The sequence below is a fragment of the Streptomyces sp. NBC_00654 genome (assembly GCF_026341775.1).
Taxonomy (GTDB): domain Bacteria; phylum Actinomycetota; class Actinomycetes; order Streptomycetales; family Streptomycetaceae; genus Streptomyces.
Window position 1 is genome coordinate 4492794 of record NZ_JAPEOB010000001.1, and the last position, 15745, is coordinate 4508538.

A 15745-nucleotide genomic window follows, 5' to 3' on the forward strand; every position below is an offset into this window, starting at 1 on the left:
TTTGGATGAAGGCCGGACGATTGAGGAGCTCTGTTGTCGTGGGCGCTGTGAGGCCTTCGGCTTTCGTCCGGCGCTCCCCGGACGAAAGCCGAAGACGGGAACTTAGCCCGCTACCCGGTCAAAGACGTAGAGGAACCACTTCTTATTGCCGTCGTTGCCCCGCTGGTACTTGCAGTTGTAGTCCTTCCACCAGTGCTTGCTCGTGCCTGCCTTGCCCTCCGACAGGCACGAGCTCTTGGCCCAGTAGGCGCGGTAGAAGCTCCACCCAGCCGCCTGGAGGGCATCAGCCGAGGCAGGGGTGCTTTCACTCGCCAGCACCTGGGCCTGAGGCGGCGATTGCGGCGTTGCCTGAGCGCTGCTCACCGGTAGCGCGAACGCCATGACAGCACCCCCCGCGAGTGCCAGTGCCACGATCTTCTTGTGCATGTCAGTCCTTCCTTTCCCTGAGGGCGAACATGTGGGAGTGGTGATGTTCGGCCTTGTCCCCGGCCTGGTCCGGAGAACGTGACGCCGGGGATGTATCGAGTCTTCAAGGGCGGGCGATTGTTGCGCACGGGGGGCAGGCGCACGAAACAATGGCCGGTCCGGCGGATGCTCAAGGGAAGTCCACGGTGTGTGGCCGAATCTGCCGGGGGTCGAGGTGGTAGTACGTGGGTAATTTCTGGGTGATGTGGGCTTTGATGTCCTTTGGCGGCACTCCTGGAAGAGGAACCGATGGCGGGACGTCGGGAGAGGCCGCTGGACCCGCATGCCGGCCCGGTGCAGCGGTTCGCGCACGAACTGCGCCAGCTGCGCGCCGACGCAGGCGGTCCGACCTATAGAGAGATGACCCGGCAGGCCGGCTACTCGGTCAGCGTGCTGTCCCGCGCGGCGGCCGGGGAGAGACTGCCGACCCTGGAAGTGGCGCTGGCCTATGCCGCCGCATGTGGGGGAAGCCCCGACAGGTGGCAGCGGCGCTGGCGCGAGGCGGCGGACGAGGATCTCCAACCGGTTGACGACGGCACTCCTTCGCCTTACCTCGGACTTGCCCGGTTCGAGCCGGAGGATCAGGAACGGTTCTTCGGACGGGACCAGCTGATCGACGACATCGTGCACTTGGTACGCACGCACCGTTTGGCCGCGCTCGTCGGGGCTTCCGGCAGCGGTAAGTCCTCACTGCTGCGTGCGGGGCTGATACCTCGGTTGCGGCAGACCGATCACGATGGGACTGCCGGGTCGACCGCGGCACCGTACGAGCGGCCTGCCGGCATCCAGATCCGTACCCCCGGCCTGCATCCTGCCCGTATGCTCGCCGCGCTGGCACCCCGCCATGGTGAAGACGAAGACCAGAGCGGAGGCGACGTGGTAGTCGTCATCGACCAGTTCGAGGAGGTCTTCGCGCTCTGCCGGCACCAGGACGAACGCACTGAGTTCCTGGACGGCCTGATCGCGGCGGTCCGGCGCCCAGGGAGCCGGATACGCGTCGTCATCGCAGTGCGCGCGGACTTCTACGGCCGTTGCGCCGAACACCGTCCGCTCGCCGACGCGTTGCGCGAGACCACCCTGCTGGTCGGTCCGATGACCTCCGCCGAACTGCGTCGGGCCGTCGTCGGTCCGGCCCAAATTCACAGACTGATCGTTGAGCGAGCCCTGACCACCCGGCTGGTGGAGGAACTGCAGGGCGAGCCCGCAGGGCTGCCGCTGCTGTCGCACGCGATGCTGGAGACGTGGCGCAGGCGTCGCGGCCGAACCCTGTCGGTGGAGGCGTACGAGGCCGCAGGCGGTGTCCACGGCGCGATCGCGATGACGGCGGAAGACGCATGTGACCGGCTCTCGGCAGAGGAACTCGTGCTGGCGCGCCAGGTGCTGCTGCGGCTGATCATGCCGGGAGAAGGGGCCCAGGACACTCGGCGCCCCGTTTCCCGGGCCGAGTTGGAGGCTGTCGGTGGAGGAGGAGCCGAGCCGGAGGCGGACCGGACAGCGGCCGTCTCGCTCATCCTCGAACACCTCGCGCGTTCCCGTCTGGTCACCATCGACGAGGAGACCATCGAACTCGCTCACGAGGCGCTGATCACCGCATGGCCGCGGCTGCGAGCGTGGATCGAGGAGGACCGCGAGGGGATCCTCACCCACCGGCGGCTGACAGATGCGGCCACGGTCTGGGACCACCACGAGCGGGACCCCGGCACGCTGTACCGGGGGACCAGGCTGGCGGTGATCCGGGAGTGGGCCGCGCGGAACCGGCATCGCGAGGAACTGACCCTGTTGGAAAGGGACTTCTTCGACGAGAGCGTCGCTGCGGAAGACCGGGAGCGGGCCGTGGCCGCCCGCCGCACCCGTCATCTGCGCTACCTCGTGGCAAGCTTGGCCCTGTTGCTGACTGTGGCAATGGCCGTCGGCGCGGTGGCGGTGAACCAGCGGCACCACGCCCTACAAGCCCAGGCGGCCGCGCTCTCCCGCCAACTGGCGGCCCAGTCCCTGAACCTGGCAGACTCCCGGCCCGGCACCGCGATGCTGCTGAGCGTGGAGGCGTATCGCACCGCAAAGACCCCGGAGGCGCGAGGCGCCCTGCTGAGCATGTCCGTACGCCGCTTCTACCAGGCCGAGCTGACCGGTCACACCGATGCCGTCTCAGAGGTGGCATACAGCTCCGACGGGACACTGGCCAGTGCCGGCCGGGATGGGAAGGTCGTGCTGTTGGATCCTTTGCGCCGCACCCGCCTGGCGACGCTGACCGCTCATGCCACGTGGCTGCGGGCAGTGGCCTTCAGCCCGGACGGACGCCGGATGGCCACCGGCGGGGACGACGGGAAGGTCGTGCTGTGGGACGTGGCACGCCGCACCCCGACGGCGACGCTTACCGGCTACCGGGCTTCGGTCAAGACCGTCGCCTTCAGTCCCGACGGCCGTACCTTGGCGGCCGCCGGTGACAACGGCACGACGCTGCTCTGGGACATCGGAAGCGGGCGACGGCTGCTGGCTCTGACCGGGCACACCGGCCGGGTGTGGTCTGTGGGGTTCAGCCCGGACGGCAGTATGCTTGCCACCTCCGGCGCGGACCGCACGGCACGGCTGTGGAGCACGTCGGACGGCCGCCCGCTCGCCCGCCTGACCGGACATACCGGTTCCGTCGACTCCGTGGCCTTCAGCCCTGACGGAAGACTGCTCGCCACGGCGGGCCAGGACCATACCGCGCGGCTGTGGAACATCGCTCGCAGAACCGGTGTGGCCGTTCTGTCCGGCCATGGCGCGGAGGTCAGGACCGTCGCCTTCAGTCCCGACGGCCACACCCTTGCCAGCAGCGGCCAGGACCACATGATCAAGTTGTGGGACACCGCACGGCACACCCTACGGGCCACACTTACCGGGCACGGTACCAACGTCTACAGCCTCGCCTTCCACCCGCGTGGCCATCAGCTGGCCGCGGCAGGGGAGAGCGGCACGATCTCTCTGTGGGACCCCACCCAGGGCCCGCTCAACGGTCATGCGGACAGAGTGAACGATGCCGTCTTCAGTCCCGACGGCCGCACCCTGGCCACCGTCGGCAGCGACCGCGCGACTGCGATGTGGGACTTGGCCCGACGCACCCGCTCTACCGTGCTCGCCGTGGGGACGGGCCCGATCCGGGCCGCCGCCTTCAGCCCCGACGGCCGGGTACTGGCCACTGCTGCAGGCGTTTCCCGGGACGCCACCGGCGGACCCGTCCGACCCCCCGGTCCGGAGGACCAGGTGCTCACCCTTTTCGACCTCACGGGCGGCGGCCGACCGGTGCGGCTCACCGGTCACACCGAGCGGGTGACGGACGTGGCCTTCAGCCCCGACGGCCGTACGATCGCCACGGCGAGCGCTGACAAGACGGTCATCATCTGGGACGCCGTACGACACACCCGCCTGGCGCGGTTCACCGCCGACACCGGGATGGTGGGCAGCGGCGTCAACGCGGTGGCCTTCAGCCCCGACGGGCGCATGCTCGCCACCGCCAACTACGACGGACGCGTCACCTTGTGGGACACGGCCGGGTGGGTCCGTGAGGCCATGCTCACCGGGCACGCTGGGCAGGTCCGCGCGGTGGCCTTCAGCCCCGACGGCAGAACCCTCGCCTCCGCAGGCATCGACCAGACCATCATGCTCTGGAACCCCACCCGGCACACCAGACGCGCCACCCTCGCAAGCAGAGCGGGAGCTGCGTTCTCCCTCGCCTTCAGCCTCGACGGCCGTACCCTCGCCACGGCCAACGCGGACACGTCCGTCATGTTGTGGAACCTCACCGACCGCACCCGCCTCGCTACGCTGACCGGGCACACTGGGCAGGTCCGCGCGGTGGCCTTCAGCCCCGACGGCCGCTCTCTCGCCACCGCAGGCGACGACCACACCGCCCGCCTCTGGGACACCGACCCCGCCCGTACCGCGGCCCGCCTGTGCGGGACGCTGGCCCGGGACTTGACCCAGGAGGAATGGCGGCAGTTCATTCCGGAACGGCCCTACCGACCGACGTGCGGGACGGGTTGAGTAGCTACCAAATTGGCATTGCCCTGCTCTCGTCGCCTGAGCCGCCATCCACCAGGCCCACGGAAAGGCCCTGCCCGCCGCAGCTTCCGTTCTAGTGGTCGTCGCAACACCCCAGCTCAGGGGATGCGATGGAGTTCGAGGTTCGGAAGGTCCGGGCGCCGCGATGGCTCAGAACGCCACGGCGTCGCTGTTGTGACGGTTGTGGGAGGCTGCGCTGATCGTGCCTGTCTCCGTGGAGCGTTCCACTGCGACCCAGTAGCCCTCTCCTCCGAGGAAGGCGTGCTCGTCCCCCTCCTCTGCCTCCTTCCAGGTGATGCCCATGCCTTCGAGGACCTTGTGGTCGAACTTCCCGGCGGGGAAGACGGCGGTGATCTCGAAGGTCGTGGGATCGATCGCCGGAATGAAGAAGTCCGGGGTGTTGATCGCTTCCTCGACGGTCATTCCGAAGCGCAGGTAGTTCAACAATCCTTGGAACGTGCGCTGGTGCAACCCCGCACCCATGGAAGCGAAGCCCAGGACGGCCCTGCCGTCCCGCAGGACGATGCCCGTCTCGGTGGGTGCCGACAGACGCCCGCCGGGGGGAGTCGCCGCGACCTGCGCCTGCTGGAAGGAGGCGGGGTCGCCGATCGAGATGCCGTCGATGTTGATGGCTGTCCTGCCCCACAGGGCACAGTTGATCGAGTGGGTGATGGCAACGATGTTGCCCTCGGCGTCCGCCGCGACAACGTCGTCGGAGTGCATCGGTGCGTTGCGCTTCCACCGGGAAAGCGGAGAGCCGTCCTTGACGAGTGCCCACAGCTTCTCCGCGTGCGCCCGCGTGACCCGGGCCTCGGGGGAGAGATCAAGACCGGGAAAGAGCCTCCCGGCTTCATCCGGGGAGAAATGCCCCAGCATCATTACCTGCGTGATCTCAAGGGCTTTGCGTAGGGCTTCCGACGACTCTGTGTAGTGCGGGCCCCGGACGAGTCCGGCGACGTCGGCGAGATGCTGTGCCTCGATCAGGGCGACGCCGCCCGCGTTGGGCCAGGGCGCGGTCGCGAGGGAGAGGCCGTTGCCGACCTCGGCCACGAGCGCGTCGGCCCAGACCACCTCGTAGTCGGCGAGGTCCTTGAGCGTCATCGTGCCGCCCTCTGCCTGGAGGGCGGCGATCAGCTTCTCCCCCCAGGGCCCCTTGTACATGTAGTCGCTGCCGAACTCGGAGATCAGCCGCAGTGTCTGTGCCAGCCGGGGCTGACACAGGATGTCACCCCGCCGGTAGGCGGACCCGTCGGGCTTCAGGAGCGTTTCCCGGGTCTCCGGAAGACGGGCCAGATCGTCCCTGCGCAGCGCGTACATCCACGCGAGGTCCTCGTTCACCGGCATGCCTGTCTCGGCGACCTCGACGGCCGGGTGAAAGAGACTGGCGAAAGGCAGCTTCCCGAACCGGGAGTGGGCGGCATCGACGCCCTTCATGAATCCGCCGACCAGCGCCGTGCGGCCGCTCGGCGGACCCACGCCGAGCATGGACTCGCTCGAGGAGAAGTCGATGGCTCCAGGGATGGAAAGGGGGTCCGATTCACCGGCGACCGTGTTCCATTCCGCGTTCATGGTGTGTACCTGGCCGGTCTTCGCCTCGAAGTAGACGAGCGACATGATGCCGAAGTAGCTGATCGGGGCCCCCGCAGTGAGGGCCACCTGGGTGAGCGCCGTCGTCAGGGCCGCGTCGACGGCGTTGCCGCCCTGCTTCATCGCCTCGAGCCCTGCGCGCGCGGCGTAGGAACCATGGGCGACGGTCACGGCGCCGTGCTTTCCCGACGCCGTGGCGGCGCTGGTGCGAGCCGTCTGCTGCGAGGAGACGAACCGTTCGCGTTCGCCTGGGCCCCAGCTCGCCGAAGTGAGGTCAGGGAACGACCCCTCGCCCTGGTGCGGACGCTCTCTCCTGTTGACGGGTCGACGGTCCACGGGCACGTCCTTTCTGCCACAACAATGTGTAGCCCTTTGAATGCTGCTGGGAAAGGCTGTCGGCGATCCCGTGCAACCCGTCCGACTGCGACCTGCTCTCCCGGCAGATACCTCGTGCGTGAGATGGAGAAGGGCACGCTGTGTCGGGCCGTCTGCGCCACAGGCACGGTGTGGGGGCGGGAGAACTACCTGTACATACTGTGCGGGGCCCGTCGGCGACATCAATCAGCAGATGTCGAATGTTCCGCCCGAATCAGGCGACAGATGTATGCGGTCCGGGAAGCAGCTCGCACTGCGCCATCGGCTTTCGCTGCCCACTTTTCCCGGAACAGCGCGGCGGGTCGCCTGGAATGCCTTCTCGCGCCCCACCGATCGCGTAATCACTCCGCTTGTCGTTCGGCTGCGAGTCGTGGCCTCGACTGCCCCCGAAGGCCGCGGAGCTGAACTCCCTCGGTCGGCGGATACGGTTGTCCCCACACCTGGGGCCGACCGGTGGACGCCGCTACAGGTCGTAACTCGCGGCCAGGGAACGGAGCTTGAGCCCGAGGTACACGACGATCCGCACTACGGCGACGGCGGGAATGAGCAGATCCAGCGCGTTGGACGAGGACATGCGGACTCCTGGAGTAGGCGCGCTCCGGAGGAGCGCGGGGCCCACAGTCCGCCTCGGAAGCTTTCTGAATCCAGTTCTCGCGAAAATTCGTTCCGGCCTGCTCAGAGGCTGCTCTGACGGAGCGCCAGGCGGATTCGCGAACGCTTGACCCATGCGACGGGCGGGGGATAGCCCCGCAATCCCGACGGGAGCGTCATCACCACCCTCCGGACGTGGGTTCCGGGGACACGGCTGCGCGGTCGCGCGAGGGGGCCTCTCTCCCTCCCCGGGAAAAGCCCCTCCGGGGAAGGCCCCTCCCCCTGCCCGACGCGACTCCGGGCAGGGGGAGGGAGGGACCCCGCCCGGCTCTGCCGGTGAAGAGGCATGCTTGCCGGGACGCGCGAACGCCTGCTCCGCCCAGAACTGCACGATCGGCACCCGGGCCTGGGCCCCGATCAGTGCGGCGTTCGCCGCGGTGATGGTGTTTTGCTGCGCAGGTAGTACTGGTCGACGTGGACCAGGCGGGATTGGGCCAGTGCCTCGTAGCCTGGGTTGATGACCGGCGTCATGCCGATGTTGCACGCCTCGGAGACCAGCAGCGCGACCATGGAGGTCGTCAGGTCCTTCATGCGGGTCCTGCCGTCGCCCAGGTGCACGAACGCGTCCAGGAACCCGGTCCCTGGCAGACGTGTTCGCCTACGCCCGGGCCGAGGGCATCGAGATGCGGCTGGATGCCACCGAGGTCCAGGTCCGCAGATTTTGAAGCCGCAGGTCAGAACGGTCGCGGACCGCGCATCCCCGCTCGGCCGGGATCCTGCGTACCTCTTCGATGGCTTGGGTGGTTGTGGCGCGGTCGACACCGAACAGCAGGGCGAGGACAGAGTGCGGGAGATCGTGCCGCAGGTGGATCAGCGTGGCGACCAACCGGTCGACGAACACCAGCCGATGCCGGGCACCTGCCCCTGCCTCGCGTTTCCTGGCCCCACCGCGTGCTTCAGGACGGCGCCCCTCGACAGCGGCCTGCCACGGGCCGGCCAACTCCTCGACCAGACAGCCCAGATGCTGACGGGAGATATCAGTGAGCAGCCGCCAACTCGCCAGGGCCGCGCCGGTCGACCTCGGCATACCCGGCATCGTGCTGCGATCAGGGGCAGGCGAGAATGAGGGGATGTATCGCCTGCAAGCGGTCATCGCCACCGAATCCGTGCTCCGCGAGTTGGCCGGCTCCGCCACGCGGGCAAGCGTCGTCCTCTCGGCCAACACTTCTGGCTCTTGCAGGTGACCGACGCTCTGTTCGATGCGGTCACGGTCGCCGGGGCATCCGAACTCAACGGGTTCTGGAAGGCGCCAGCAGGCATTGAGCGCTTGCTCGGAGGCAGGACCCGTGGCCTACAACGAGGCCGACTGGTTCGGCGGGGCAGGAACCCGGACAGCGCAGGTCTGGGATGCCGAGAAGATGGTCCTTGGCCCATTGCGCCTGGACGAAGGGGAACCGTTGACCGGCTATCTCCCACGAACCGTTCGAGGTCAGATGGGCACGCCATCGACTTGGCGCAGAGAAGGAACCGGAACCAGGCAAGCAGCTCGTACGCGTAGGAGCGCAGCGAAGCCGGGCTGTCATCGTCGGCGAGCATGTCGAGCAGGAACTCGGTGACTGCCGCCACGGCGATCCCGTCATGGTCGAGCAGTCTGTACGGCAGCGACGGATCGCCGGTCTCCTCAACCCGGCCGACCCTCGGGACCGTGACTGCCGTGACGTCCCGTAACTGCGTGCCCTCTTGCACCTGATCCTCCACAAGCCGTGGTGGTCCCCAACAACTCGTGATGACAGCACATCAGGAGGCGGTGTGGCACGGCTTCCGAGGCAAGCTGACCGGCCCGACGCTTGGTTCCGTCACCGTGCGTCGATCTCCGGGGGCTCGTCGGCTCACGCCCCGGAAGTTCGGTCAACAGGCTCTCCCTGCCGTCCTGGTAACGCTGGTAGAGCTGCCAGAACCGGCCGCGGAAGAACTTCCGGGCGAGTGCGTGACGGCATTCCTGGAGGTTGGCCTGCCCCTTGATCTGGCGGCAGCATCCGGGCTCGTCGGCCAAGCGAAGGATGTGCAGGGCCTTGGCGATCCGCCCGTAGTGCGCGATCGCATTGCCCAGCGGGGTTGGGCGGCCCTCGCGCGACAGCATCCGGGTCACGTCGTAGGCGAGGACGGCCCCGGTGTGGATGGAGCCGATGATCCGCACGATGTCCTCCCGGTTCCGCTCGATCCGCCCCAGGTCGACCCGGCCGCAGGCCACGTCCTGAAAGGCGCCGTACCCGGCAGCGCGGTCGATGCGCCACATCTTCTGGTCCGGCAGGGCCGCGAGCAGGGGTGTGTACGTGACCCCGGCCAGGGCCAGGAGTTCGAACACGATGTCGGAGTAGAGGCGGTATCGGTGACGATCGTCCTGGACGACCGTCGGCATCGCGCACCCACGTCCGCAGCGTCTCGCGGCGACGTTCAGGTCGGTCGCGACTTCCTTGAGCGTCCGCTCCCTTGGCATGCCTGGGCCTCGGCGCCGCCGTCCGGACCTGCTGATGTGGCCGGCCGGGTTCGCCCGGGCGAGGGCGGTTGACTGCGGCAGTCCGCCCGCCTAAGTTTGCTGCACTTTAGATCGTTCGATGAACAAATGTTCATAGCGTGGTTGCGGGAGGTTCCTCGGTGGCTCGTCAGGCAGTGATCGGTATCGACGCGGGCACCACCGCGGTCAAGGCCGTCGTCCTCGCCCGGGACGGCGGGCAACTCGGCTGGGCGCGCGCGCCGCTGGGGGTGACACACCACGGCGACCGGGTCGAACAGGACATGGACGAGGTGTGGTCCGCCGTCCGCGACACCGTCCGCTCGGCGGTCCGGCAGGCGGGCGACAGCGTCGAGATCGCCGCCGTCGGGGTCACCGGACAGGGTGACGGCGCGTGGCTCGTGGACGCCGACGGCCGCCCCTGCGGCCCCGCGCGGATCTGGATGGACGGCGCCGCCGCCGACCGGAGCGCGCGCTGGGAGGCCGACGGCCGGGGCGCGCTGGTCCACGAGGTCACCGGCTCGTCCCTGTTCCCCGGAGCGCTGCCGGTGCTCCTGGAACAATTGGAGGCGGACTACCCCGAGCGGCTCGCACAGGCCGCCCACCACCTCAACTGCAAGGACTGGATCCGCTTCCGGCTCACGGGCGAGGTCGCCACCGACGCCTCCGAGGCATCCCGCACCTATCTCGACGTGGCCGCCGGGGAATACTCCGATGCCCTGATCGAAGGGCTGGGGCACCAGCGCTTCCGCAGGCTTCTCGCCCCGGTACTGCCCCCCGCGTCCCCGGCGGGCCGCATCACCGCCGAGGCCGCCGCCGCCACCGGTCTGCCGGTCGGCGTTCCGGTCTCCGCCGGTCTGGTCGACGCCGCCGCGGGCGGGGTCGGCCTAGGGGCGGTCCGGCCGGGCGACGCCTACCTCATCGTGGGCACCACCGCGTTCACCGCCACCGTGCACCGCGACAGCCGGGACCGCCGCGCCCAGGGCCAGATCACCCTGGCGACCGGCCTGGACGGACAGGCCCTCGCCTGCCTCGCCCCCATGACGGGCGCGCCCAACCTCGACTGGGTGCGCCGGGTGACCGGGCTGGAGGGCAGCGACTGGCCCGAGGTGGAGCAGGTCGCGCGCGCCGCGGGCCCCGGCGCGGGCGGTGTCGTCTATCTCCCCTACGGCTCGCCCAGCGGGGAACGTGCCCCCTTCATCGACAGCGCGGCCTCCGCGTCCTGGGTGGGGATGAGCGTCCGCACCACGGCCGGGCAACTGCTGCGCGCCGTCTATGAGGGCATCGCCTTCACCCTGCGCGAGTGCCTCGGCACGCCCGTCCCCGGGCGGGTGCTGCGAATCGCGGGCGGCTCGGCTTCCTCGGATCTGCTCTGTCAGGTGCTCGCCGACGTCACCGGCGAGCCGGTGGTGCGCTCCACCGCGCCGGAGCTCGGCGCCAGGGGCGTGGCCGCCCTCGCCATGGTGACCGGCGGGGTGGCCGAGGACCTCGACGCGGCGCTCACGGCGCTGGCCCGCCCCACGGACGCCTTCCACCCCGACCCCTCCCTGCAGGAACCGTACGGCCGGCAGGCGCGGGCGTTCGCCGCCGCCCGGGACGCACTGCGACCCGTCTGGCCCGCGCTGCGGGAACTGCGGACCGAGGCCGAGGCCCCGCCGTCAATATCCCCTGCCACAAACACCTCCAGCACCTCTGACCTCTCTGACACCTCTGACACCTCTGACACCTCTGACAAGGCTGAGTCGGCGTATGACGCCGATGGATGGGAAACCCTGTGACCAGTGCGTCGCCGCGACCGCGGCTGCTCATTACCGCACCATTCGACCCCGCCGCCGCCGCGCAGCTGGCCGATCTCTTCGACATCGAGACCGTGGAGCCGTCCATGGCGGGTGACTCCCTCGCCCGGCCCCAGCTCGCCGACTGGCTCGCGGAGGCCGACGCGGTGGTCTGCGAGGTCGACCGGGTCGACCAGGCGGCCCTGGACGCCGCTCCGGCGCTGAAGTTCGTGGTCACCTGCCGGGCCAGCCCAGTCAACGTCGATCTCGCCGCATGCACCCGCCGGGGCATACCGGTGGCCACCACTCCGGCGCGCAACGCGGAGATCACCGCCGATCTGGCCTTCACCCTGATCCTCTCCACCGTCCGTCACACCAGCGCCGCCGAGCGGTGGATGCGCGCGGGTGACTGGACGGCGGACGACATCTTCGAGCCGTACGCCCGGTTCCGCGGGATCGGTCTGGGCGGCCGGACCCTGGGCATCGTCGGCGGCGGCGCGATCGGCCGCCGGGTGCTGCGCCGGGCACTGGCGTTCGGCATGGACGTCCTGGTCTACGACCCCTATCTGGAGCCGGGCGCGCTGGGCGCCGACGCCGAGATCGTCGCCCTGGACGAACTCATGCGCCGCTCCGACGTCATCACCGTTCATGTGCCCCTCAACGACGCGACGGTGGGGCTGATCGGAGCACCCGAGATCGCCCTGATGCGTCCCGACGCCTATGTCGTCAACGCGGGGCGGGCCGCCGTCGTGGACGAGACGGCGCTGCTGTCGGCCCTGCGGGAGAAGCGGATCGCGGGGGCGGGCCTCGACGTATTCTGGACCGAGCCGCCGCCCGCCGACCACGAGCTGTTCCGGCTCGACAATGTCACCCTCACCCCGCATATCGGCGGTGCGTCCGACGATGTGGTCACCGAGCACTCCCGCATCGCGGAACGGGCGCTGCGGGCCTGGGCGACAGGCGCGGAGCCCGCCGCAGTGGCCAACGCGAGGGAACTGGCCTCCTGAACACACCTCCGCACAGACTGTGGGCGGGCCCCGACGGGGCCCGCCCACAGTCTGTGCGGAGGTGAGGAAGCAAGCAGAGGTCACGCGTGGTGCAGCGTGGCCAGGGCCGAGGACGGGAAAGCGGCGGTCGCGTTGCCCAGCGTCAGCGCGCGATAGGTCGCCACGGCTGCCTCCTCCAGGTTCATGGCGCGGCGGAACGCCATGCCCACATCCGCACCCAGCGAGGAACTGCCGTGGTGGGACAGGACGACGCAGTCGTGCGTCAGTGCCTGCTCGGCCGAGGCGTCGGCGAGTTCGTCCGACCCGTTGGGGTAGTACGGCACCGTGCCGATGGAGCGGACGTAGTAGGCGTGGTCGAGGGTGATCAGCCGTATCGGCTCGCCGACGGCGTCGAGGAGCACCGCGTGCTGCGGGTGCAGATGGACCACGCAGTTCACATCCGGCCGCACCTGGTACGTCCGCTGGTGCAGCTTCCACTCACTGGACGGCCGCTCCGCGCCACCGGTCCGTTCCCCGGCGAGGTTCATCACGGTGAAGTCCGCGACCTCCAGACGGTCCAGCCACGTACCCGCGCCGGAGACCACGTACTCGTCGGATCCGGGCAGCCGCGCCGACAGATTCCCGCCGCTGGCGAGCACCAGTCCGCGCTCCACGGCGAGCCGGCCGACCTCGGCCAGTTGCTCACACAGCTCCTCGCGCGTTTGTACGGGCTTCATATCGTGTCCTTTCGTAGCGTCGCTCGGATGCCCCTGGGTGTGTCGCCGCGGAACTCCCGGCGGCGGCTCATGAAGGAGCCTCCTCGGGGGCGGCGTCGGCCAGCAGCGCCTCGGCGGTGTTGACATCGGTCACCAGCACATTGATCAGGCCGTGGTGCAGCGCGACCGCCAGGGCCCGCCGCTTGTCGGCCCCGCGCGCCACGCCGATGCGGACGGGGATCGCCCGCAACTGCTCCAGACTCAGGCCGATGAGCCGCTCGTCCACCTCGCCCGGCACGGCGGCGCCGTCCGCGTCGAAAAAGCGCCCGGAGATGTCGCCGACCGCACCACGCTCCCGGATGCCCGCGAGTTCCGCGGCGTTCAGGCCCTGAACGAGCAGTCCGGCGTCGGCCGCGGTGCCGCCGACGCCGGCGACCAGCACATCCGCCGATACGGCCCGCTCCAGCGTCTCCTGGACCGCCGGGTCCTCCCGCCACACCCTTGCGGTCTGCGCGTTGCGCGCGAGCAGCGGAGCGGGCAGGTGGTAGGCCCGCCCGTCCACGGCGGCGGCGAAGGAGAGGGCCAGCTCATGGGGGCTGGCCGCGCGGGAGACGCCGCCCTTGCTCCCGGTGAGCGGGACGATGCTCAGATTCAGCCCGGCCGCCTCCCGCAGATGCCTGGGGATCGCGGCGACCGACCCCGACAGGCCCACGGCGACGGTGGTGCCCTCCGTCAGGAATGCGGTGACGCAGTCGGCGGCCACCGCCCCCAGGGAGTGGAGCGCGCGGCCCTCGTCCTCGAACGCGGGGCCCACCCACGCCTGGAGGAGCGGATAGGTGTGTCCGAGGGCAGATTCCAGGCCCACGAACAGATGGTCGTCGCTGTGCACCGTGATCTCGACAATCCCGACCATGCGGGCCTCCGCCAGCAGCCGGGTGACCTTGATCCGGGACAGCCCACAGAGATCGGCGATCTCCTGGTGGGTCAGACCATGCTCGTAGTACAGCCGCGCGATCCTGCCCAGCGGTGGTTGCTTCTGACCATGTGTTCTCTCCATTGATCCTCCGTTCGGATCCTGTCCTCGCCGCTCTCCGCCGGTCAAGGCCTGGCGGACCGGAGAACGCGCACCCCGGCCAAGGGTTGACACCCGCAGAGGCGCCACTCATATTACATGCACTTTGGTTCGAGTTTTGATCAAATGTTCACGCGTTGTTGCGTACGTCGGAGGACACATGCCCACCTCGTCTCATACCGCGGCCGACGCCGCCGTGCCCCGCCCCGGACTGCTCGAACGGCAGGGGATCGTCCGCCCGCTCGCCTTCGGCTACCTCGCCGTCATGCTCTTCATGGTCGGCGACGGCATCGAAGTCGGATTCCTCTCGCCCTATCTGGAGTCACGCGGGCTCTCCGGCAGCGAGGTCGCCCTGCTGTGGAGCGTCTACGGCTTCGTGGTCGCCGTCGCGGCCTGGCTCTCCGGCGCGCTCGCCGAAGCCTGGGGCCCCCGTCGGGTGATGCTCCTGGGCCTGGGGATCTGGGGGGTCTTCGAGGTCCTCTTCCTGACTGTCGGCGTGGCCGCCGGGAACTACCCGCTGATGCTGCTGACGTTCGGCATCCGGGGTCTGGGCTACCCCTTCTTCGCCTATGGCTTCCTGGTCTGGATCGCCATGGAGACCCCGAGCGAGAAACTCAGCCGCGCCGTCAGCTGGTACTGGTTCGCCTCCACCGCCGGACTCGGCGTCATCAGCTCCTACTTCGCGGGCGCGGTCATCCCCGTCGTCGGTGAGATGGCCACCCTCTGGCTCTCCCTCGCCTTCGTCGCCGCCGGCGGCGCGCTGGTGCTCTTCCTTGTCCGGGCCCGGGTCACCAAGGGGCCTCCGGCATCGATGAAGGACTCCATGTCCCAGATGGTCAAGGCGCTCACCGTCGTCAAGACGCACCCCCGCGTGGGCGTCGGAGGCGTGGTCCGAATGATCAACACCCTGTCCTTCTACGCCTTCGTGGTCTTCCTGACGACCCATATGGTCAACGAGGTCGGCTTCTCCACGGCGCAGTGGCAGACCATCTGGGGCACGATGCTGCTGGCCAATGTCGTGGCCAACCTCCTCTCCGGCTACGTCGCGGACTGGATCGGCGGCGTCAACACCGTCGCCTGGGCCGGCGGGCTTGGCTGTTTCGTGACCGTGCTCGCGCTTTACTACGTGCCCGAGGCGGTCGGCCCCAGCTTCGGCATCACGCTCGCCGTCGCCGTCGTCTACGGGCTGGCCCTCGGGGCGTTCGTACCACTCTCCGCGATCATGCCGCTCCTCGCGCCCCGCCATATCGCCAGCGCGGTCGCCATCCTCAACCTGGGCGCCGGCCTCAGCCAGTTCGTCGGCTCGGCCGTGGCCGGACTGGTCGGCCCGATCGGCATCGAGGGCACCGTCTGGGTGATCGCCTCCGTCTATCTGGTGGGTCTGGTGCTCACCTTCACCCTCAAGGAGCCGAAGCCCGCCGCGGACGACGCGGTGGCGGACGGGCTGCTCTCTCCGTCGCCGGCCAAGGAGCCGACCGGGGCGGCGGTCGTCGCACGGTCGGGGGAGTGAGCGGGACGCAGACCAGGCCGCCGATGCCCGCCGATGCCCGCCGATGCCCGCCGACGCCCGCAGACCGCCGCGACGGTCGGCGGGCGTCGGCGATGGATGACATGGTGTGGCCACT

Annotated in this window: 8 protein-coding genes and 4 pseudogenes; 5 read left to right on the forward strand and 7 right to left on the reverse strand. The window is 69.4% G+C overall.

Annotation, left to right across the window (positions count from 1 at the left end):
• Positions 1 to 102: 102 nt before the first annotated feature.
• The gene (locus tag OHA98_RS19155; RefSeq protein ID WP_266927362.1) at positions 103 to 426 is read right to left on the reverse strand and encodes a hypothetical protein; all 324 of its coding nucleotides are present in this window, start codon (positions 424 to 426) and stop codon (positions 103 to 105) included.
• Positions 427 to 714: 288 nt separating this feature from the next.
• Here OHA98_RS19155 and OHA98_RS19160 point away from each other — a divergent pair, with 288 nt between their 5' ends.
• Positions 715 to 4488 carry a hypothetical protein gene (locus tag OHA98_RS19160; RefSeq protein ID WP_266927364.1) on the forward strand — a complete coding sequence of 1258 codons (3774 nt, stop codon included), beginning with the start codon at positions 715 to 717 and terminating at the stop codon, positions 4486 to 4488.
• Between the two features lie 168 nt (positions 4489 to 4656).
• On the opposite strand, the gene OHA98_RS19165 is transcribed toward OHA98_RS19160, so the two are convergent.
• Together OHA98_RS19165 and OHA98_RS19170 are read right to left on the reverse strand one after the other, a co-directional pair.
• Positions 4657 to 6429, reverse strand: a complete 1773-nt coding sequence (locus OHA98_RS19165) for a gamma-glutamyltransferase (protein ID WP_266927366.1) — start codon at positions 6427 to 6429, stop codon at positions 4657 to 4659.
• A 1003-nt stretch (positions 6430 to 7432) separates the two neighbouring features.
• Positions 7433 to 7698, reverse strand: a pseudogene (locus OHA98_RS19170) (Tn3 family transposase); the annotation flags it as partial.
• On the opposite strand from OHA98_RS19170, the pseudogene OHA98_RS42700 reads away from it, so the two are divergent.
• Positions 7695 to 7778 (forward strand): annotated as a pseudogene (locus tag OHA98_RS42700) (DDE transposase family protein); the annotation flags it as partial. The pseudogenes OHA98_RS19170 and OHA98_RS42700 overlap by 4 nt on opposite strands.
• Here OHA98_RS42700 and OHA98_RS19175 read toward each other — a convergent pair.
• Both OHA98_RS19175 and OHA98_RS42930 read right to left on the reverse strand, forming a co-directional pair.
• Positions 7775 to 8146 (reverse strand): annotated as a pseudogene (locus OHA98_RS19175) (transposase family protein); the annotation flags it as partial. The pseudogenes OHA98_RS42700 and OHA98_RS19175 overlap by 4 nt on opposite strands.
• Positions 8147 to 8977: 831 nt before the next feature.
• A pseudogene (locus OHA98_RS42930) lies at positions 8978 to 9436 on the reverse strand (Tn3 family transposase); the annotation flags it as partial.
• Positions 9437 to 9714: 278 nt separating this feature from the next.
• Here OHA98_RS42930 and OHA98_RS19185 point away from each other — a divergent pair.
• Entirely contained in the window at positions 9715 to 11349 is a 1635-nt protein-coding gene (locus OHA98_RS19185) for an FGGY-family carbohydrate kinase (protein WP_266927372.1), read from the forward strand.
• Entirely contained in the window at positions 11346 to 12353 is a 1008-nt protein-coding gene (locus OHA98_RS19190; RefSeq protein WP_266927374.1) for an NAD(P)-dependent oxidoreductase, read from the forward strand. Before OHA98_RS19185 ends, OHA98_RS19190 begins: the two co-directional genes overlap by 4 nt.
• An 80-nt stretch (positions 12354 to 12433) precedes the next feature.
• Here the strand turns inward: OHA98_RS19190 and OHA98_RS19195 are convergent, their stop codons facing one another.
• Together OHA98_RS19195 and OHA98_RS19200 are read right to left on the reverse strand one after the other, a co-directional pair.
• Complete coding sequence (locus OHA98_RS19195; protein ID WP_266927376.1) at positions 12434 to 13069, reverse strand: class II aldolase/adducin family protein; 636 nt, start codon at positions 13067 to 13069, stop codon at positions 12434 to 12436.
• Between the two features lie 67 nt (positions 13070 to 13136).
• Positions 13137 to 14105 carry a sugar-binding transcriptional regulator gene (locus OHA98_RS19200; RefSeq protein WP_266927378.1) on the reverse strand — a complete coding sequence of 323 codons (969 nt, stop codon included), beginning with the start codon at positions 14103 to 14105 and terminating at the stop codon, positions 13137 to 13139.
• 175 nt (positions 14106 to 14280) lie between these two features.
• Here OHA98_RS19200 and OHA98_RS19205 point away from each other — a divergent pair, with 175 nt between their 5' ends.
• Positions 14281 to 15630, forward strand: coding sequence for an MFS transporter (locus tag OHA98_RS19205; RefSeq protein ID WP_266927380.1), 1350 nt, complete (start codon positions 14281 to 14283; stop codon positions 15628 to 15630).
• Positions 15631 to 15745: the final 115 nt, after the last annotated feature.